General features: G+C 63.4%; 17 protein-coding genes and 1 pseudogene. 8 read left to right on the top strand and 10 right to left on the bottom strand.

Features of this window, described 5'->3' with window-relative positions; all coding sequences use genetic code 11:
* Positions 1 to 9: 9 nt before the first annotated feature.
* From ACF8R3_RS16100 to ACF8R3_RS16090, 3 genes are all read left to right on the top strand, one after another.
* Complete coding sequence (locus tag ACF8R3_RS16100) at positions 10 to 873, top strand: DUF6279 family lipoprotein (protein ID WP_392515882.1); 864 nt, start codon at positions 10 to 12, stop codon at positions 871 to 873.
* A 107-nt stretch (positions 874 to 980) separates the two neighbouring features.
* Positions 981 to 1,868, top strand: coding sequence for a DMT family transporter (locus ACF8R3_RS16095; protein WP_058638079.1), 888 nt, complete (start codon positions 981 to 983; stop codon positions 1,866 to 1,868).
* The gene (locus tag ACF8R3_RS16090; protein ID WP_392515881.1) at positions 1,865 to 2,329 is read left to right on the top strand and encodes a DUF4265 domain-containing protein; all 465 of its coding nucleotides are present in this window, start codon (positions 1,865 to 1,867) and stop codon (positions 2,327 to 2,329) included. The genes ACF8R3_RS16095 and ACF8R3_RS16090 overlap by 4 nt, the downstream gene beginning before the upstream one ends.
* Before the next feature lie 42 nt (positions 2,330 to 2,371).
* On the opposite strand, the gene ACF8R3_RS16085 is transcribed toward ACF8R3_RS16090, so the two are convergent.
* Both ACF8R3_RS16085 and cysK read right to left on the bottom strand, forming a co-directional pair.
* Entirely contained in the window at positions 2,372 to 3,307 is a 936-nt protein-coding gene (locus ACF8R3_RS16085) for an aspartyl/asparaginyl beta-hydroxylase domain-containing protein (protein WP_392515880.1), read from the bottom strand.
* Positions 3,308 to 3,480: 173 nt separating this feature from the next.
* Complete coding sequence (cysK, locus tag ACF8R3_RS16080; RefSeq protein ID WP_058604221.1) at positions 3,481 to 4,455, bottom strand: cysteine synthase A; 975 nt, start codon at positions 4,453 to 4,455, stop codon at positions 3,481 to 3,483.
* A gap of 132 nt (positions 4,456 to 4,587) precedes the next feature.
* On the opposite strand from cysK, the gene ACF8R3_RS16075 reads away from it, so the two are divergent.
* From ACF8R3_RS16075 to ACF8R3_RS16065, 3 genes are all read left to right on the top strand, one after another.
* Complete coding sequence (locus tag ACF8R3_RS16075; protein ID WP_392515879.1) at positions 4,588 to 5,661, top strand: DUF748 domain-containing protein; 1,074 nt, start codon at positions 4,588 to 4,590, stop codon at positions 5,659 to 5,661.
* A gap of 190 nt (positions 5,662 to 5,851) precedes the next feature.
* Positions 5,852 to 6,697, top strand: a complete 846-nt coding sequence (locus ACF8R3_RS16070) for a MoxR family ATPase (protein WP_023534935.1) — start codon at positions 5,852 to 5,854, stop codon at positions 6,695 to 6,697.
* Positions 6,698 to 6,710: 13 nt separating this feature from the next.
* On the top strand, positions 6,711 to 7,889 hold the full coding sequence (locus ACF8R3_RS16065) for a VWA domain-containing protein (RefSeq protein WP_078478936.1): 1,179 nt from the start codon (positions 6,711 to 6,713) through the stop codon (positions 7,887 to 7,889).
* Positions 7,890 to 8,039: 150 nt separating this feature from the next.
* On the opposite strand, the pseudogene ACF8R3_RS16060 reads toward ACF8R3_RS16065, so the two are convergent.
* The 4 genes and pseudogenes from ACF8R3_RS16060 to ACF8R3_RS16045 all read right to left on the bottom strand — a co-directional run.
* Positions 8,040 to 8,951 (bottom strand): annotated as a pseudogene (locus ACF8R3_RS16060) (biotin-dependent carboxyltransferase family protein); the annotation flags it as partial.
* Positions 8,948 to 9,634 carry a 5-oxoprolinase subunit PxpB gene (gene pxpB / locus ACF8R3_RS16055; protein WP_392515878.1) on the bottom strand — a complete coding sequence of 229 codons (687 nt, stop codon included), beginning with the start codon at positions 9,632 to 9,634 and terminating at the stop codon, positions 8,948 to 8,950. The gene pxpB and the pseudogene ACF8R3_RS16060, both read right to left, overlap by 4 nt.
* The gene (locus ACF8R3_RS16050; protein ID WP_372239224.1) at positions 9,631 to 10,383 is read right to left on the bottom strand and encodes a 5-oxoprolinase subunit PxpA; all 753 of its coding nucleotides are present in this window, start codon (positions 10,381 to 10,383) and stop codon (positions 9,631 to 9,633) included. The genes pxpB and ACF8R3_RS16050 overlap by 4 nt, the downstream gene beginning before the upstream one ends.
* Before the next feature lie 36 nt (positions 10,384 to 10,419).
* The gene (locus ACF8R3_RS16045; protein ID WP_058604216.1) at positions 10,420 to 11,706 is read right to left on the bottom strand and encodes an MFS transporter; all 1,287 of its coding nucleotides are present in this window, start codon (positions 11,704 to 11,706) and stop codon (positions 10,420 to 10,422) included.
* Between the two features lie 130 nt (positions 11,707 to 11,836).
* On the opposite strand from ACF8R3_RS16045, the gene ACF8R3_RS16040 reads away from it, so the two are divergent.
* A complete protein-coding gene (locus tag ACF8R3_RS16040; RefSeq protein WP_392515877.1) occupies positions 11,837 to 12,763 on the top strand; it encodes a LysR family transcriptional regulator in 927 nt (308 codons plus the stop codon).
* Positions 12,764 to 12,850: 87 nt separating this feature from the next.
* Here the strand turns inward: ACF8R3_RS16040 and ACF8R3_RS16035 are convergent, their stop codons facing one another.
* From ACF8R3_RS16035 to ACF8R3_RS16025, 3 genes are read right to left on the bottom strand one after another with little or no spacing between them, the layout of a single operon-like run.
* The gene (locus ACF8R3_RS16035) at positions 12,851 to 13,372 is read right to left on the bottom strand and encodes a DUF2937 family protein (RefSeq protein WP_058604214.1); all 522 of its coding nucleotides are present in this window, start codon (positions 13,370 to 13,372) and stop codon (positions 12,851 to 12,853) included.
* Between the two features lie 9 nt (positions 13,373 to 13,381).
* Positions 13,382 to 14,155 (bottom strand): class II glutamine amidotransferase, encoded by a 774-nt coding sequence (locus tag ACF8R3_RS16030; protein WP_023534887.1) that lies wholly within the window; start codon positions 14,153 to 14,155, stop codon positions 13,382 to 13,384.
* A gap of 14 nt (positions 14,156 to 14,169) precedes the next feature.
* Entirely contained in the window at positions 14,170 to 14,664 is a 495-nt protein-coding gene (locus tag ACF8R3_RS16025) for an MFS transporter (RefSeq protein ID WP_392515876.1), read from the bottom strand.
* 127 nt (positions 14,665 to 14,791) lie between these two features.
* Here ACF8R3_RS16025 and ACF8R3_RS16020 point away from each other — a divergent pair, with 127 nt between their 5' ends.
* A complete protein-coding gene (locus ACF8R3_RS16020) occupies positions 14,792 to 16,834 on the top strand; it encodes a S9 family peptidase (RefSeq protein ID WP_392515875.1) in 2,043 nt (680 codons plus the stop codon).
* A 94-nt stretch (positions 16,835 to 16,928) separates the two neighbouring features.
* On the opposite strand, the gene ACF8R3_RS16015 is transcribed toward ACF8R3_RS16020, so the two are convergent.
* Complete coding sequence (locus ACF8R3_RS16015; protein ID WP_058638055.1) at positions 16,929 to 17,207, bottom strand: hypothetical protein; 279 nt, start codon at positions 17,205 to 17,207, stop codon at positions 16,929 to 16,931.
* Positions 17,208 to 17,239: the final 32 nt, after the last annotated feature.

The following is a 17,239-nucleotide window of genomic DNA, read 5'->3' as shown; positions in this document are numbered from 1 at the left end:
GACCCGCACATGCCTGCACGCCTGCTCAAAGTCCTGTCGATCTGCCTGGGTTTCGCCCTGCTGCTGGGTGCTTGCAGCCGCATCGACCTGGCCTATCGCAACCTCGATCGCCTGGTGCCCTGGTCGCTTGGCGACTACCTGGACATGAACCGTGAGCAGAAAACCCTGCTCGATGATCGCCTCCGGCAGCACCTGGCATGGCATTGCCAGACGCAACTGCCCGGCTACCTCGACTGGCTGGACCGCCTGCGCACCATGGTGGCCGATAACCAGGTCACCGACCAGGCGCTGCAGCAGCGCACCGAGGAGGCCCGCGAGGCAATTGGCCGGGTCGCGGCCGAAATCACGCCGTCGGCCACCGAGTTGCTGCAAGGCATGAGCGATGCGCAGGTGGCCGAGATGCGCGATGCATTTCGTGACGATATTGCCCAGCGGCGCAAGGAATATGTCGACACCCCCCTGCCCCGCCAGATCAGCAAGCGCGCCGAGCGCATGGAAAAGCGCCTCAAGCCCTGGTTCGGCGAGCTGACCGAGGTCCAGAAGCAACGGGTCGGCGCCTGGTCCCGCGCCTTGGGTGACCAGAACAGCGAATGGATACGCAATAGGGCCCATTGGCAGCAACAACTGCTGCTGGCGGTGGAACAACGCCACGAGCCAGGCTTCCCGGAACGGGTCGCGACCTTGCTGCAAAACAAGGAAAGCCTGTGGACAGCCGACTATCGCCAAGCCTTCCAGAACACCGAACGGCAAGCCCGCAGTCTGGTGGTGGACCTGGTGCAGCAGAGCACCCCCGCTCAACGCCAGGTGCTGCTGGAGCGGCTGACCAAGGTGCGCAGCGACTTCAGCGCCTTGAAGTGCCTGCGCGGGGCCTGAACAGACCACGCCAGGGCACTGGCTGAACTTCATTGGGCAAGAAAGCGCAAGAATCCACCGGCCTGCTGACGTACACTCGCGCCCCTGCCAAGCCCCTGGAGACTTTCGTGAGCCCCACCGCCCTAGCCCGCCTGCTAACCCTTGCTGCCGTATGGGGCGCGAGCTTTCTGTTCATGCGCATCATTGCCCCTGTACTGGGCACCGTGCCGACGGCCTTCTTCCGTGTCTCCATCGCCTGCCTGGGCTTGATCGCACTGCTCGGCGCTGCGCGCATACGCTGGGATTTCCAAGGGAAACTAGGCGCCTGCCTGGTGCTGGGCATGATCAACTCGGGCATTCCGGCCACCTTTTATTCTGTGGCAGCCCAGGTGCTGCCAGCCGGTTATTCGGCCATCTTCAATGCCACGACGCCCTTGATGGGCGTGCTGATCGGCGTGTTGTTCTTCAAGGAACCCATGACATTGGCCAAGTTGTGCGGCATTTTCCTGGGCCTGTTCGGCGTGGGCATCCTGAGCGGTGCGGGGCCTGTAGCCCTTGATGCAGCCCTGTTGCAAGGCGCCCTGGCGTGCCTGGCGGCCACGACCTGCTATGGCTTTGCCGGCTACCTGGCCCGCCGCTGGGTGAGCGGCCTGGACAGCCGCCTGTCGGCCCTAGGCAGCATGCTCGGCGCGACCCTGCTGCTTACCCCGTTGTTCGCTTGGAGCGCCCTAACCCAGCCACCTGCCAGCTGGGGCGGCTGGCAGGTCTGGGGCTCGCTGGTGGGGCTTGGCCTGTTGTGCACGGCGTTCGCCTACATCCTGTACTTCCGCCTGCTGGCCGAAATCGGCCCGGTCAAGGCCAGTACGGTGACCTTCATGATCCCCGTGTTCGGGGTGCTGTGGGGGGCCTGGCTGCTGAATGAGCCGTTGTCGATGGCCCACCTGTACGGCGGCCTGCTGATCGGCGTGGCCCTGTGGCTGGTGCTGCGCCCGGCACGGCGCCGAGGCGCTGCATGAACGGCGTCTACAAGAAAGTGCTGTTCCCGCTGCAGCAGGATGCCAATGGCTATCCGCCGGCATCGGTGGAAGGGCTATGGGCCAGGGCCGTCGACGACGGTTACGTGATCGACAACATCCCGTTCCATGTCTACGGCATCGCCCCAGGTGACGTGATCTGCACCCATGAGCAGGCAGGCCAACACTGGTTTGCCCAGTTGCTGCGCAGCAGTGGCAGCTCGGTGTTCCGGGTTCGGGTCAAGCCGCCTGAGACACTGCAGCAGGTGAGCGAAGCCTTGGTGGAGTTTGGGTGCACCTGTGAAAGCGAACCTGCGGTGAAGATGCTGGCGGTCGCCGTCCCACCGGCACGAACGCTCGACACCCTGCTGTATTACCTGATCACCCAGCGTGAAGGGGGTTTCCTGGACTTCGAGGAAGGGGTGCTGCGCCACTGCGTCGCCCAAGAATTTCGCCAGGGGTAAAGGGCAACTGCCTTGCAGCCGCCCTCCCTCTCGAGGGCGCCGTCAGAACAACCAGCGGTACAGCAAATAGGCTACGACCACGGCCAGTATCGGTCGCAACACGCGGTAGGCCTTGGGGTTGGCACGTTTGAACTGCTTGACGCGCATGCTCAGCTTGTTGCTGAACCGCTTGCTCCAGGCGTAGGCCTGGTTGATCCCGCCCACGCGTTCATCGTCTGTATTCTGCGGTGCAGTGGCGCGGCCCAGAAATGCGCTGACCTTGCGGTTGACGCGGGTCATGAACGGGTTGTTCAGGGGACGCTCCACGTCGCAGAACAGAATCACCCGGGTCACGTCGGTCTCGTTCTTGACCCAGTGCACGTAGGTCTCGTCGAACATCACGTCCTGACCGTCGCGCCAGGCATAGGGTTGGCCGTCCACATAAATGCGGCAGGCATCGGAGTTGGGCGTGGAGAGACCCAAGTGATAGCGCAGGGAACCTGCAAACGGATCACGGTGCGGGTTCAGGTGGCTGCCGCCGGGCAGCAGGGCGAACATCGCCCCTTTGACGTTGGGGATGCTGCTGACCAGCTCGACGGTTCGCGGGCACAGGGCTTCAGCAGACGGCAGGGGTTTGTCGTACCACTTCAGGTAGAAGCGCTTCCAGCCTTTCTTGAAGAACGAACCGAAACCGGCGTCGTTGTCCTTTTCGGCTGCGCGGATATAACCCTCGTCGAACAGGCGCATGGCCTCCTCGCGGATTTCCTGCCAGTTGTCCTTGAGCACGTCCAGCTCCGGGAAGCGTTGACGGTCCAGGTACGGCTTGGACGGCACGCCCGAAAACAGGTACATCAACGCATTGTAGGGGGCGAACAGCGCCGAATGGTTGACGAACTGGCGCAACACCGGCAGGCGGGCCTTGCCGCGCAGGTGGACGAACAGCACGCTGCCGAAGAACACCAGCAGCACACCTGCCTTGGCGAGGAAGGAAACGGTCATGCAACACTCCTAGGGCGGGACACAGGCCAGCGCTGCCTGTTCCGGGGGAAAATCATCCGGGCATCATAAACCTATCGCGCCCAGGCACAAACCACCTGGGCGCAACGATACGGATGAAGATTGTGCAATCAAGCCCGTTACCAGGTATTGCTTCGGATCACCGCCTAGGCAGGTTACTGCTGGGTTTCCTGCTCGCTGAACAGGTCGCTGAACAGCATGCTGGACAAGTAACGCTCGCCTGAGTCAGGCAGAATCACCACGAGGGTCTTGCCCTGCATTTCCGGCTTTTCTGCAAGGCGCACGGCAGCGGCCATCGCGGCACCGCAGGAAATGCCACACAGGATGCCTTCTTCCTGCATCAGACGGATAGCCATGGCCTTGGCTTCGTCGTCGCCCACCGTCATGACCTGGTCGACGATCGACAGGTCGAGGTTCTTCGGCACGAAGCCCGCGCCGATGCCTTGGATCTTGTGCGGCGTGGGCGTCAGCGCCTCGCCTGCCAGGGTCTGGGTGATCAGCGGCGAGGAAATGGGCTCGACCGCCACCGAGGTGATCGCCTTGCCCTGGGTGTGCTTGATATAGCGCGAGATACCGGTGATGGTGCCGCCAGTGCCGACACCGGCAACCACCACATCCACGGCGCCATCGGTATCGTTCCAGATCTCCGGGCCTGTGGTCTTTTCGTGGATGGCCGGGTTGGCAGGGTTTTCGAACTGCCCAGGCATGAAGTACTGCTCGGGGTTGGAGGCGACGATTTCGTTGGCTTTCTCGATGGCGCCCTTCATGCCCTTGGCAGGTTCGGTGAGCACCAGTTCGGCGCCAAGGGCCTTGAGCACCTTACGCCGCTCCAGGCTCATGGAGGCCGGCATGGTCAGCATGAGCTTGTAGCCCCGGGCGGCAGCGACGAAGGCAAGGCCAATACCGGTGTTGCCCGAGGTGGGTTCGACGATGGTCATGCCGGGCTTGAGCTTGCCGCTGCTCTCGGCGTCCCAGACCATGTTCGCGCCGATGCGGCATTTGACCGAATACCCTGGGTTGCGCCCTTCGATCTTGGCCAGGATGGTCACGCCGCGTGGCGCGAGGCGGTTGATCTGCACCAGGGGCGTGTTGCCGATGGAGTGGGCGTTGTCTGCGTATATACGGCTCATGGCAGGGTCCTTGGCATGATGAAGACACGGAAAGACCCCAAGGGTAAGCCCCGGCCTCAAGGCCCGTAAAGCCTCTTCGAACTCCGGTGCAGACCCTGCGGTCAACCACACACCTTGCCCTGGAGAACTGCCATGAGAGCCCGCTATCGCTGGCCGCTGATCGCCCTCGGCAGCCTCATCGTGCTGCTGGTGGCCTTGCAGCTTGCCCTGCCCTATCTTGTGCGCAACTACCTCAATGAAAAACTGGCCGACATGGGCGACTACCGGGGGCAGGTCAGCGATGTGGATCTGGCCTGGTGGCGCGGTGCCTACACCGTTAACGGGCTGAAGATCGTCAAGACCACGGGCAAGGTGCCGGTGCCTTTTCTCAACGCCCCGGTAATCGACATCTCGGTCAGCTGGCATTCGCTTTGGTATGACCGCGCCGTGGTGGCCGAAGTGGCCTTCCTACGCCCGGAGCTGAACTTCGTCGATGGCGGCGACAAGCAGAACTCCCAGACCGGCCAGGGCACTGACTGGCGTCAGCAACTGGACAAGCTGCTGCCCATCACGCTCAACGAGGTGGTGATCGATGACGGGGTGCTGACCTTCCGCAACTTCAGCTCCAAGCCCCCGGTCACGCTCAAGGCGACGCAGTTGCAGGCCAGCATTCGCAACCTCACCAACATCCGCGACGAAGCCGGCCGGCGCGACGCCAGTTTCGAAGCCCGTGCCCTGGTCGCAGGCGATGCCAAGGTCGAGAGCCGTGCCACCTTCGATCCGTTCAGCGATTTCGACGACTTCGAGTTCCGCCTGCGTGCCACCGGCATCGAGCTGCGACGACTCAACGACTTTGCCAGCGCCTATGGCAAGTTCGACTTCAAGGCTGGCCATGGCGATGTGGTCATCGAGGCCGAGGCCACCAATGGCCGCCTGAACGGCTACATCAAGCCCCTGCTGCGCGACGTCGAGGTATTCGATTGGCAACAGGACGTAAAGGACAAGGACAAGGGCCTGTTCCGCTCGGTCTGGGAGGCGCTGGTGGGGGCCACCGAAACCGTGCTCAAGAACCAGCCGAAAAACCAGTTCGCCACGCGCGTTGAGCTCAGTGGCAGCGTGCGCAGGCAGAACATCAGTGCGTTCGAGGCCTTCCTGCAGATCCTGCGCAATGGATTCGTGCAGGCGTTCAGTGCGCGCTATGAACGCAGCGCGCCGGATTCCGACTAAGGCGCAGTGACGAGACATTCGGGGACTGAATACGCGGTCTGCGTTTTCAGTCGTCGTACCCCCGCGGTATAGTCGGGCCCACCATCACACCCTGTGTTGGCCACCTGAGCGCCAGCCTGCCGCCCACACCAAGGGCGGCTGACAGGCTGGCTGCACATCGGCCCGCAAGCCCAAGCAGAGGAAAGACCCCATGAAGTTCGAAGGCACGGGTGACTATGTCGCCACGGACGACCTGAAACTGGCCGTCAATGCGGCCATCACCCTCGAGCGCCCGCTGTTGGTCAAGGGTGAGCCTGGTACCGGCAAGACCATGCTGGCCGAGCAGTTGGCAGCTTCGTTCGGGGCGCGCCTGATTACCTGGCACATCAAGTCCACAACCAAGGCCCACCAGGGCTTGTACGAATACGATGCCGTCAGCCGCCTGCGCGACTCCCAGCTGGGTGTGGACAAGGTCCACGACGTACGCAACTACCTGAAGAAAGGCAAGCTGTGGGAGGCCTTCGAGGCCCAGGAGCGGGTGATCCTGCTGATCGACGAGATCGACAAGGCCGATATCGAATTCCCCAACGACCTGTTGCAGGAACTCGACAAGATGGAGTTCTACGTCTATGAAATCGACGAGACCATCAAGGCCAGGCAGCGCCCGATCATCATCATCACGTCCAATAACGAAAAGGAGCTGCCGGACGCTTTCCTGCGCCGTTGCTTCTTCCACTACATCGCCTTCCCCGACCGGGCCACGCTGCAACGCATCGTGGATGTGCACTACCCCAACATCAGCCAGTCGCTGGTCAGCGAGGCGCTGGACGTGTTCTTCGACGTACGCAAGGTACCGGGCCTGAAGAAAAAGCCTTCAACGTCCGAGCTGGTCGACTGGCTGAAGCTGCTGATGGCCGACAATATTGGCGAAGCGGTACTGCGCGAGCGCGACCCGACCAAGGCCATCCCTCCGCTGGCCGGGGCGCTGGTGAAAAATGAGCAGGATGTGCAGCTGCTCGAGCGCCTGGCCTTCATGAGCCGGCGCGGCAACCGCTGAGGGAGCCGGGGCCATGTTGCTCAACCTGTTCAACGAAATGCGCGCGGCGAAGGTGCCGGTGTCGGTGCGCGAACTGCTCGACCTGCACCATGCCTTGCAACGGCATGTGGTGTTCGCCGACATGGACGAATTCTACTACCTGGCCCGCGCCATCCTGGTGAAGGACGAACGCCATTTCGACAAGTTCGACCGGGCCTTCGCCGCTTACTTCAACGGTCTGGAGAACCTGGATCGACACATCGAGGCGTTGATCCCTGAGGACTGGCTGCGCAAGGAATTCGAGCGCTCGTTGACCCCTGAGGAGCGCGCGCAGATCCAGTCACTGGGTGGGCTGGACAAGCTGATCGAGGCGTTCAAGCAGCGCCTGCAGGAGCAAAAGGAGCGCCACGCAGGCGGCAACAAGTGGATTGGCACCGGTGGCACCAGCCCGTTCGGCTCGGGTGGGTACAACCCCGAAGGTATCCGCGTGGGCGATGCTGGCGAGCGCCAGGGCAAGGCGGTGAAGGTCTGGGACCAGCGCGAGTACAAGAACCTGGACGATCAGGTGGAGCTGGGTACGCGCAACATCAAGCTGGCCCTGCGGCGCCTGCGCAAGTTCGCCCGCCAAGGCGCTGCCGAAGAGCTGGACATCGATGGCACTATCGACCATACCGCACGCGATGCGGGCCTGCTGAACATCCAGATGCGCCCGGAGCGGCGCAACACGGTGAAATTGCTCCTGCTGTTCGACATCGGTGGCTCGATGGATGCCCATGTCAGGGTCTGCGAGGAGCTGTTCTCGGCCTGCAAGACCGAGTTCAAGCACATGGAGTACTACTACTTTCACAACTGCGTGTATGAGACGGTCTGGAAGAACAACTTGCGGCGCACGTCGGAGCGTTATTCCACGTTCGACCTGCTGCACAAGTACGGCGAGGACTACAAGGTCGTGTTCGTCGGGGACGCAGCCATGGCCCCTTACGAAATCACCCAGCCGGGCGGCAGCGTGGAGCATTGGAACGAGGAAGCCGGGTATGTCTGGATGCAGCGCATCATGGCCAAGTTCCGCAAGGTCATCTGGATCAACCCATACCCCCGCCAGGCCTGGGGCTACACCGCTTCTACCCAGCTGGTGCGTGAACTGATCGAGGACCGGATGTATCCACTGACCTTGCAGGGGTTGGAGGATGGGATGCGGTATCTGTCGAAGTAAAGCCGCAAAGTCACGCCCCTTGTAAGAGCGGCCTCGCCGGGGCGCCGGACCGGCCGCGATGGGCCGCGCAGCGGCCCCAGGATTTCAGCTTCGCAGTCCAGATCGCTGAGGCCGGTCCGGCGCCCCGGGAAGGCCGCTCAACAACACGTGCCAGCGTTCCAGATACGCCTGCTGCTCCCGCCATGCCTGCTCCTGCATTACCGGCCGCAATCGCACCTTCGCCCCTGGCATGCACTGTGCCAGTTGTGCCAGTGCCAGGGGCGTCAGCGCCCCCAGGCGGGGATAACCGCCGATGGTCTGGCGATCATTGAGCAACACGATCGGCTGCCCATCGGGCGGGACCTGGACGGCGCCAAGGGGAATGCCTTCGGAGATCATGGCCGGGCCTTGATAAACCAGAGGCGGGCCAAGCAGGCGGATGCCCATGCGGTCGGCACGGGTGTCCAGCGTCCAGTCGCAGTTGAAGGCATCGAACAGACTAAGGCCAGCAAAGTCGCCGATCTGCGCGCCAATCACCAGGTCCAAGGTGGGCTTGACCACATACTCAGGACGCAGGTGACCAGGCACTTCGCGGATCGGTGTGGCTGTACCGGCAAAACTCAAGCATTGGCCTTCACGCAACACGCCGCCCTGGCCATCGACCCCGCCCAGCCCCTCGCGCACGACCGTGGCACAACTGCCCATCACAGGCTCGGCATCGAAACCGCCCGGTGCGGCCAGATAAGCGCGAGCGCCCTGCCGAGGTTGTCTGAGGGTAAGGCGCTGCCCCTTCGTCAGGGTAAAACTGCGCCAAGGGGCCAAGTAGTGCTCGTCGATGTGCGCGTCCAGGTCGGCCCCGGCCAGCGCCAGTACGCAATCGTGCTGCGCCACCACGCTGAATCCACCCAAGGCAACCTCTACGACGGGAGCCTGCAGAGCGTTGCCCAGCAACCCGTTGGCCCAGTGCATCGCGACCCAATCCAAAGCGCCGCCCTGGGTGACCCCAAGGTGCCTCACGCCAAATCGGCCTGCATCCTGTAGCGCACACAGCGGTGTGCTGGCCTCGACTCGCAAATGCTTCATGCCTGTGCCTCCTCATCACCGCCCAACGCCAGAAACGCCTGCCGCGTCACCGAGACGAAGCGGACGCGGTCGCCCGGTTGCAGCAGGCTGTAGCCGTCCCGCTCACGGTCGAACAACCGCACCGGCGTACGCCCGATCAGGTTCCAGCCACCGGGGGAAGCGGCCGGGTACGCAGCGGTCTGGCGCTCGGCAATGCCGACACTGCCCGCTGCCACCTGCTTGCGCGGGGTGCTTAGCCTCGGGATGGCCAGCCGTTCGTCCACCAGCCCCATGAACGCGAAACCCGGCGCGAACCCCAGGGCGAACACCGGGTAGTCACGTTCACTGTGCAAGCGCACGACCTCAGCCTCGCTCAGGCCTGCCCGGCGGGCCAGCACGGGCAACTCCGGGCCGACGCTGGCGTGGTACCACACCGGTATCTCGTGCAGGCAGCCGGTGTTCTCAGTGCCAGGCTGCAGCCCTTCAAGGGCTTGCACGATCAGGCAGCGTGCATCGGCCGGCGGCAGGTCGAAATGCACCATGAGGGTGGTGTAGGACGGCACCAGGTCGCGCAAGTGCGCACCAAAAGCCGCTTGCAAGCGCTGACTGGCGGCAAGCACCCAAGGCATGTTGGCTTCCTCGATACGCTCGAACAGACGCACCATCAGGCAATCGATGCCGACCACTTCGATGCGTGGGGTCATGCTGATCTGATCCCATCGAGTGCCTGGCGGATCTGCCGAACTGCCGTCACAGAGCTGTCGTTGTCCCCATGCACGCACAGCGTTTGGGCTTTGAGCAGCAGTCCAGTGCCATCACTGGCCAGCAGTGCTTCGCCGCGGGCCAGCTTTACGGCTTGCTCGACCACTTGCGCCGGGTCGTGATGCACGGCGCCCGGCAGGCGTCGCGACACCAGGTGGCCGCTGGCGGTGTAGGCCCGATCGGCAAACGCCTCGAACCAGAGCGGTACGCCGATTTCAGTACCCAGCGCCTGGGCCGCCCCATTGTCGGCCGTAGCCATGAGCATCAGCGGCAGGCCACTGTCATAGGCCGCCACGGCCTCCAGCACCGTGCGCAGGATCAATGGGTCGGCCATCATGTCGTTGTACAACGCACCGTGGGGTTTTACGTAGGCGACGCGTGTGCCCTGGGCCTTGCAGATGCCATCGAGCGCGCCGATCTGGTAGTGCAGCAGGTCACGGATTTCTTCGGCACTGCACGCCAGGCTGCGCCGGCCGAAGCCGACCAGGTCCGGGTAGGCCGGGTGTGCGCCAATGGTTACCCCGTGTTCCAGCGCCAGCGCCACGGTGCGGCGCATGATGCCGGGGTCACCAGCGTGGTAGCCGCAGGCGATGTTGGCACAGTCGATGTAGGGCATGACCTCGGCATCCAGGCCCATGCGCCAGCTGCCGAAGCTTTCGCCCATGTCGCAGTTGAGTAACAGGCGTTGCACCACGGTGTACCCCTTGTCGTTATTCATGTTCCTACCTTAGCGCGCCTGCAATTGTTTGCCGCGTGTTTCTGGCAGGCTTAGCGCTGCCACGATCACCACGCCATAGGACACGGCCGAGAACAAGCCGATACCCAGGCCCAGCGGCACCTGCTGCCCCAGCATACCAATCAGCAGCGGGAACAGCGCCGCGACGATCTTGCCGACGTTGTAGCAAAAGCCCTGCCCCGAGCCGCGCACGCGCGTGGGAAACAGCTCGGTCAGAAAGGCCCCCATGCCGCTGAAGATGCCCGAGGCGAAAAAGCCCAGCGGGAAGCCCAACCACAGCATCACCCCATCACTGACGGGCATTTGCGTGTACAGCAGCACGATGACGAACGAGCCTACGGCGAACAGGATGAAATTCTTTTTGCGCCCTAGCAGGTCGGACAGGTAGGCGCTGATCACGTAGCCCACGTAGGAGCCTACGATCACCATCGCCAGGTAGCCGCCGGTACCCAGCACGCTCAGCCCGCGTTCGTTCTTCAGAAACGTGGGCAGCCAGGCGGTGATTGCGTAGTAGCCGCCCAGTGCGCCAGTGGTCAGCAGCGAGGCGCGCACGGTGGTCCAGAGCAGACCGGGGGCGAAGATTTCGTAGAAGTGCGATGGCGCCTCGATGTCTTCGGCTGCCTTGGCCTGGCGGTAGACCTCCGGGTCTTTCACCAGCCGCCGAACGAAGATCACGAACACGGCCGGCACCAGCCCCAGTAAAAACAGCGCTCGCCAGGCCTGCTCCTGCGGCAACCAAGTGAAGAGCAGCGCGTACAGGATGGCCGTCAGCCCCCAACCAATGGCCCAGCCTGACTGCACCATGCCCACTGCCTTGCCGCGGTCTTGGGCACGGATGACCTCGCCGATGAGCACGGCGCCTGCCGTCCACTCACCGCCGAAGCCAAAACCCATGAGGGTCCTGGCGATCAGCAGTTGCTCGTAGTTCTGGGCAAAGCCGCAAAGGAAGGTGAAGAAGGCGAACCACAGCACCGTCAGTTGCAGGGTGCGGACCCGGCCGATGCGGTCGGAGAGAATGCCGGCCACCCAGCCACCGATGGCCGAAGCGACCAGGGTACTGGTGTGGATCAGCCCGGCCTCGGTGGTGGTGATGCCCCATAGCATGATCAGCGTGGGGATGACGAAGCTCAGCATCTGCGTGTCCATGCCGTCCAGGCCATAGCCGATCTTGCAGCTCCAGAAGGTGCGCCGTTGTTGCTGATCGATGTCGCGGTACCAGGCAAAAGGCCCGGAGGAGGATGGGGAACTGACCTGCTGCTGCGTGCCGGTGGGGTTCATGGATGCCTCGGCTTGTTGGTATTGTTTTATGGGGCGACAGCAAAGGTCGCGGCCTGGGCTTCATGTTCAGAGCACGCGGCGCTGACGTCCAACGAGAAAAACCCTGGGTCTGGAACAAGAAAAACTGATCATGAACCTTCGCTTTCTCGAAACGTTCGTCTGGGTCGCTCGTCTCAAGAGCTTCCGCCTGACCGCGCAGAAGCTGTTCACCACCCAGGCGTCGGTGTCCAGCCGTATCGCGGCGCTCGAGGCCGACCTGGGCGTCAAGCTGCTGTTGCGCGACTCGCGCGGGGTCAGCCTGACTCCGGAAGGCAGCAAGGTGCTGGAACATGCCGAGCGCATGCTGGAAACCGCCAAGGCGCTCAAACAGTCGCTGGACAGCGACCGGGCCAAGGTCGGGCGTATTCGTCTCGGGGTGATGGACACGGTCATTCATACCTGGATGAGCGCGCTGGTGGCCGAATTGACCGAGCGCTATCCGCAGGTGGAAATCGAACTCATCGCCGACACGGCGCTGAACCTGCGCGAACAACTGCACAAGGGTTTTTTGGACGTTATCGTGCAAACAGACTTGCTGCGCGAGCCCTCGATCCGCAGCCTGGATCTGGCGCGCTACCCGATGGGCTGGATAGTCGCGGCAGGCTCGCACCTGCACAGGGACTACACGTCACTGATCGAACTGGGGCGCGAGCGCATCGTGACCTTCTCGAAGAATTCACGGCCGCATCAGGAAGTGCTGGCCTTGTTGCAAGGGGCCGGGGCGCAAACGCCGCGGCTGAACTGCGTCAATTCAGTAGCGGCTATTACCCGCTTGTTACGCGACGGTTTTGGCATCGGGGCCTTGCCGCCTGCCCTGGTAGAGGCCGAACTGAACCAGGGTGACCTGGTGCTGCTGGCTGGGCTTGAGCCCCCGCCGAGCCTGGAACTGGTGGTGGCCTGGCAGACCGGGGTGACGTTGGTGGAGGAAGTGGTTGGGGTTTGTCGGCAGGTACTGGAGCGCTATGCGCAGGATGTGGGCGGGCAACGGATCGTGCTGGTGCCGGGGACTATGGGCTGAGGGTTTGTAGCCCGATCTGGAATGGGACCAGCCCAGGACCGGATGGGAGCGTAGCGCACTCCCGCTCAGAGGGTATCAGGACTTCACCTAACGCCAACTCTCTTTCACCGCCCCACGTCGCCCACCCAGTATCAGCCGACCTATCCCCAACAACAGGCTTTCAACCACGAACGCCAGCACGAACCCGGCACCGACGCCCCAGCCGATGGCCTCAGGCGCCAGCAAAATCTGATAGCCGTAGCCGTTGAGCGTTTCTTCTCGCAGCCGCGGGTCGGCTTGCACCAGGACGTGCCAGGTACGCTGCGCCCATGAACCTTGCAGCGCTTGCCATTCGTCTTCAAGCAGCTGGTTGCGAATCATCAGGCTTTCGATGCTGTTGGCGTCACTGAGAAAGACCGGGTCGTCACTGCTGCGGTAGTGTCGCAACAAGGCTTGCAGATCGCCGTTGAAAAAGCGCTCGGCTGTCTGGCGGAAGCCGTCCAGCGCCTCGCGTGATTCAAACAGGTGCGCCTCCACGCGCTGGCTGTAATCCTTGACCAGCCCCGGGACCTGAATGCCGGCCAATAGCCCGAAGGTGAACAGCAGCAACCGCAGGTAACTTCTGAACATGCAGCATCCTTAGCTTTGTCCGTGCGCGGTGCACTCGCCGTGCCGCCACAGGGCCCACTGACCTGGCGCGTAGCGGTTCCAGGTTTCGTTCTCGGTCAAGGCCTCGGTGGCGATCACCGTGACCACGTCGTTGGGGGTGGTTTGGGTATGGAAATCGACGATCAGGTCGACATCCTTCAGCCGTGCCGCGCCAAACGGCGCGCGACGGGTAATGTGGACCAGCTTCGTCGAACAGAAGCAGAACAGCCAGTCACCATCGCTGAGCATGCAGTTGAACACGCCGCGGGCGCGATAACCGGCACAGGCTTCGACCAGCACCGGCAGTAACTGTTCCACCGGCACCGGCTCCGGGAAGGCGCCGCGGATGCGATTGAGCAGGTCACAGAAGGCCGCCTCGCTGTCGGTATCACCAATGGGCTGGTAAAAGCTCGTGGAGCCGGTGAAATCACCCAGCTGGCCGTTGTGGGCAAAGCACCAGTTGCGCCCCCACATCTCGCGCATGAAGGGGTGGGTGTTGGCCAAGCAGACCTTGCCCACATTGGCCTGGCGGATGTGGCCGATCACTACTTCGCTCTTGATCGGGTAGCGCCTTACCAGGTTGGCCACCTCGGACTCGCTGCTGGCGGCGGGGTCCTGGAACAGGCGCAGGCCGCGCCCTTCGTAGAAGCCGATGCCCCAGCCGTCACGGTGCGGGCCAGTGCGACCGCCGCGCTGTATCAGGCCGGTGAAGCTGAAGACGATGTCGGTGGGGACGTTGGCACTCATGCCCAGCAGTTCGCACATGGCGGTGTCTCCGTTTACAGGCGGGGCTCGACCCGGCCGGCGCCAGCAGGCAGCACAGGCGGGTCGTCACGGTAACGATCGCTACGCTCGGCGGCCAACGGCTCCCCCGGCGCTAGCGCCTGCGCTTCGGCGGCCTCGCGCTGGGCGGCGGCTTCGGCCCGCAGGCGGCGCTCGCGGGCGCGTTTCTCCAGCGGCCAACGCACTAGCACAAACAGGAAATACAGCACGAAGGCGATCATGCCGTACATGGCGAAGTCCGACACTGCGCGCCAGGCGTTGTTACCCACCTTGAAGGCGACGTCCAGCACCGTGATGGCAATGGCCGGGGCGAAGCTGTCCTTGACCGGGTCGACCACGGTCGGCGTAAACAGCAGCACCGCCAGCACGACGCGCAGCGGTTCGCGCAGCCAGCGCCACATCCAGCCGGTGAGCTTGATGCCCACCATAAGGCAGCCCAGGGCGGCCACGGCGTAGAGGCCCCAGGCCAGGGTGTAGTCGTTCTCGATCATGGTAATCGTGCAAGCCAGGCAAAGAGGTGCCTATGATAAACACATTTCCTGGCGCACACAGTGTTTGCCTGTACCGGTGCAGCGCCGAAGCTGCCGGTAGCGCCCCTCAAGAACCGAGAGAAATTCGATGCCAAGCACCCACTTGCCGCCCCTGGCCAGAGCCGACGATGCGACCGACCCCTACGCGTGGTTGCAACAGCGTGACGATTCCCAGGTACTGGCTTACCTCGAAGCGGAAAACGCCTATCAGCAAGCCTGTCTGGCCGATCAGGCCCCCTTGCGCGAACAGTTGTTCGAGGAGATTAAAGGCCGCATCCAGGAAACCGATCTGTCCCTGCCATCGCCGTGGGGGCCCTACCTGTACTACACCCGCACCACCGCAGGCGATGAATATCCCCGCCATTACCGCTGCCCACGCCCTGCCGATGATTCCAACACGGTCGATGAAGGCCAGGAGCAACTGTTGCTCGACCCCAACGCCCTGGCAGGCGGCGGCTTTCTCTCGCTGGGGGCGTTCAACGTCAGTCCCGACCATCGCCTGTTGGCCTATAGCCTGGACACCAGCGGCGACGAAATCTACACCTTGTACGTCAAGGATCTGGCCACGGGCGATGTAACGACCCTGCCCTTCGACGACTGCGATGGCAGCCTGACCTGGGCCAATGACAGCCGTACGCTGTTCTTTGCTGAACTGGACGATACCCACCGCCCTTGGCGGCTGTACCGGCATACGTTGGGTCAGGACGGTGCCCAGCGGGTGTTCGAGGAGCCCGATGGCCGGTTCTTCCTGCACTGTTACCGCACCAGCTCCGAACGCCAGTTGGTGCTGCTGCTCAACAGCAAGACCACCAGCGAAGCCTGGGTGCTGGACGCGGCCACGCCGCAAGCGCCGTTCACCTGCCTGGCACCGCGTGTGGAAGGCCATGAGTACTTCCCCGATCATGGCCTGCTCGATGGGCAGTGGCGATGGTTCATCCGCACCAACCAGGACGGTATCAACTTCGCCCTGTATCACGCCCCGGCCGACCCCGTGCCAAGCCGTGCCCAGTGGCAACTGCTGGTCGCCCATCGCGATGACATCATGCTTGAAGGACTGAGCCTCAATGCCAGCGCATTGACCCTGAGCCTGCGTGATGGCGGCTTGCCGATCATCGAAGTGCGCCCTCAGGGTCTGTCGCCCTACCGGGTGGATTTACCTGACGCGGCCTACAGCCTGTACGTGCAGGACAGCCTGGAATTCGACAGCCCTCGGGTACGCTTGCGCTACGAAGCGCTGAACCGGCCGGCCCAGGTACGTCAGCTGGCGCTGGCCACTGGCGCGCAGGAGGTGCTCAAGCAGACGCCGGTGCTGGGGCCCTTCAATGCCGACGCCTATGTCAGCGAGCGCCTGTGGGCCACCGCGGCAGACGGTACCCAAGTGCCGATCAGCCTGGTGCGACGGCGCCAGGATGTGGGTCGCACCACACCGCTCTACCTGTACGGGTACGGCGCCTATGGCGAGAGCCTGGACCCATGGTTCTCCCATGCGCGGCTGAGCCTGCTGGAACGTGGTGTAGCGTTTGCCATCGCCCATGTGCGCGGCGGCGGCGAGCTGGGCGAGGCCTGGTACCGTGCCGGCAAGCAGGAACACAAGCACAATTCCTTCAGCGATTTCATCGCGTGCGCCGAACACCTGATCAACGCAGGCGTGACATCCTCTGCAACCCTGGCCATCAGCGGGGGCAGTGCCGGCGGGCTGCTGATCGGCGCCGTGTTGAACCTGCGTCCCGAGCTGTTTCGCTGCGCCATCGCCGAGGTGCCCTTCGTGGATGTGCTCAACACCATGCTCGACCCTGAGCTGCCGTTGACGGTGACCGAGTATGACGAATGGGGCAATCCCGCGGAGCCTGAGGTGTACGAGCGCATCAAGGCCTATGCGCCGTATGAGAACGTGAAAGCCCAGCCCTACCCGGCCATGCTGGTGGTGGCAGGCTACAACGACAGCCGGGTGCAGTACTGGGAAGCGGCCAAGTGGGTCGCCCGCCTGCGTACGCGCAAGACCGATGACAACCTGCTGCTGCTCAAGACCGAGATGGGTGCCGGGCATGGGGGTATGAGCGGGCGCTACCAGGGGTTGAAGGATGTGGCCTTGGAGTATGGGTTTGTGCTGGGTGAGCTGGGGGTTGTCTGAGGTGCCGGGCTGTTTTGTGCGCGCAGCGGCCCCAGCGATCTGAGTTCATGCATGACGGTAAGCCGCAAGGCGAGGTGTGGACAGCCGCCTTCGATCATTCCTGATCCCGCCCCGGCTTCTCTAGATCCTGCCGCAACCCTGGCAGTGGCTGGTCCTTGGGCGGGCCGGGCACTGGCATTGGCGGTAGCAAGGGTGCCCCTTGGGAGGTGCCGGTGGCTTTGGGCGGGCTGCTTGGGGTGATCTGCGGATACGGCGTGGGGGTGGGTGTACCCGGCGCACCGGGTACAGGCGTGGTCAACCGCGGCGGCGTGCTGGCAGCGTGAGCCGCAGGCACGCCCGCCACCAAGACCACGGCGAGAATCGCAGCAAGCATCGGCAACCTCCTGTTCAGAATCTTCCTACAGG

Source organism: Pseudomonas sp. FYR_7 (assembly GCF_043106155.1).
Taxonomy (GTDB): domain Bacteria; phylum Pseudomonadota; class Gammaproteobacteria; order Pseudomonadales; family Pseudomonadaceae; genus Aquipseudomonas; species Aquipseudomonas parafulva_B.
The sequence above is the reverse complement of the archived record's forward strand: the minus strand, read 5'-3'. Positions and strand labels throughout refer to the sequence as shown.

Bases quoted from the DNA above. Each gene is read 5' to 3' on its own strand.
- ACF8R3_RS16100 (WP_392515882.1), top strand. From the start codon at position 10: ATGCCTGCACGCCTGCTCAAAGTCCTGTCGATCTGCCTGGGTTTCGCC.
- ACF8R3_RS16090 (WP_392515881.1), top strand. From the start codon at position 1,865: ATGAACGGCGTCTACAAGAAAGTGCTGTTCCCGCTGCAGCAGGATGCC.
- ACF8R3_RS16085 (WP_392515880.1), bottom strand. From the start codon at position 3,307: ATGACCGTTTCCTTCCTCGCCAAGGCAGGTGTGCTGCTGGTGTTCTTC.
- cysK (WP_058604221.1), bottom strand. From the start codon at position 4,455: ATGAGCCGTATATACGCAGACAACGCCCACTCCATCGGCAACACGCCC.
- ACF8R3_RS16075 (WP_392515879.1), top strand. From the start codon at position 4,588: ATGAGAGCCCGCTATCGCTGGCCGCTGATCGCCCTCGGCAGCCTCATC.
- ACF8R3_RS16070 (WP_023534935.1), top strand. From the start codon at position 5,852: ATGAAGTTCGAAGGCACGGGTGACTATGTCGCCACGGACGACCTGAAA.
- ACF8R3_RS16065 (WP_078478936.1), top strand. From the start codon at position 6,711: ATGTTGCTCAACCTGTTCAACGAAATGCGCGCGGCGAAGGTGCCGGTG.
- pxpB (WP_392515878.1), bottom strand. From the start codon at position 9,634: ATGACCCCACGCATCGAAGTGGTCGGCATCGATTGCCTGATGGTGCGT.
- ACF8R3_RS16045 (WP_058604216.1), bottom strand. From the start codon at position 11,706: ATGAACCCCACCGGCACGCAGCAGCAGGTCAGTTCCCCATCCTCCTCC.
- ACF8R3_RS16040 (WP_392515877.1), top strand. From the start codon at position 11,837: ATGAACCTTCGCTTTCTCGAAACGTTCGTCTGGGTCGCTCGTCTCAAG.
- ACF8R3_RS16035 (WP_058604214.1), bottom strand. From the start codon at position 13,372: ATGTTCAGAAGTTACCTGCGGTTGCTGCTGTTCACCTTCGGGCTATTG.
- ACF8R3_RS16030 (WP_023534887.1), bottom strand. From the start codon at position 14,155: ATGTGCGAACTGCTGGGCATGAGTGCCAACGTCCCCACCGACATCGTC.
- ACF8R3_RS16025 (WP_392515876.1), bottom strand. From the start codon at position 14,664: ATGATCGAGAACGACTACACCCTGGCCTGGGGCCTCTACGCCGTGGCC.
- ACF8R3_RS16020 (WP_392515875.1), top strand. From the start codon at position 14,792: ATGCCAAGCACCCACTTGCCGCCCCTGGCCAGAGCCGACGATGCGACC.
- ACF8R3_RS16015 (WP_058638055.1), bottom strand. From the start codon at position 17,207: ATGCTTGCTGCGATTCTCGCCGTGGTCTTGGTGGCGGGCGTGCCTGCG.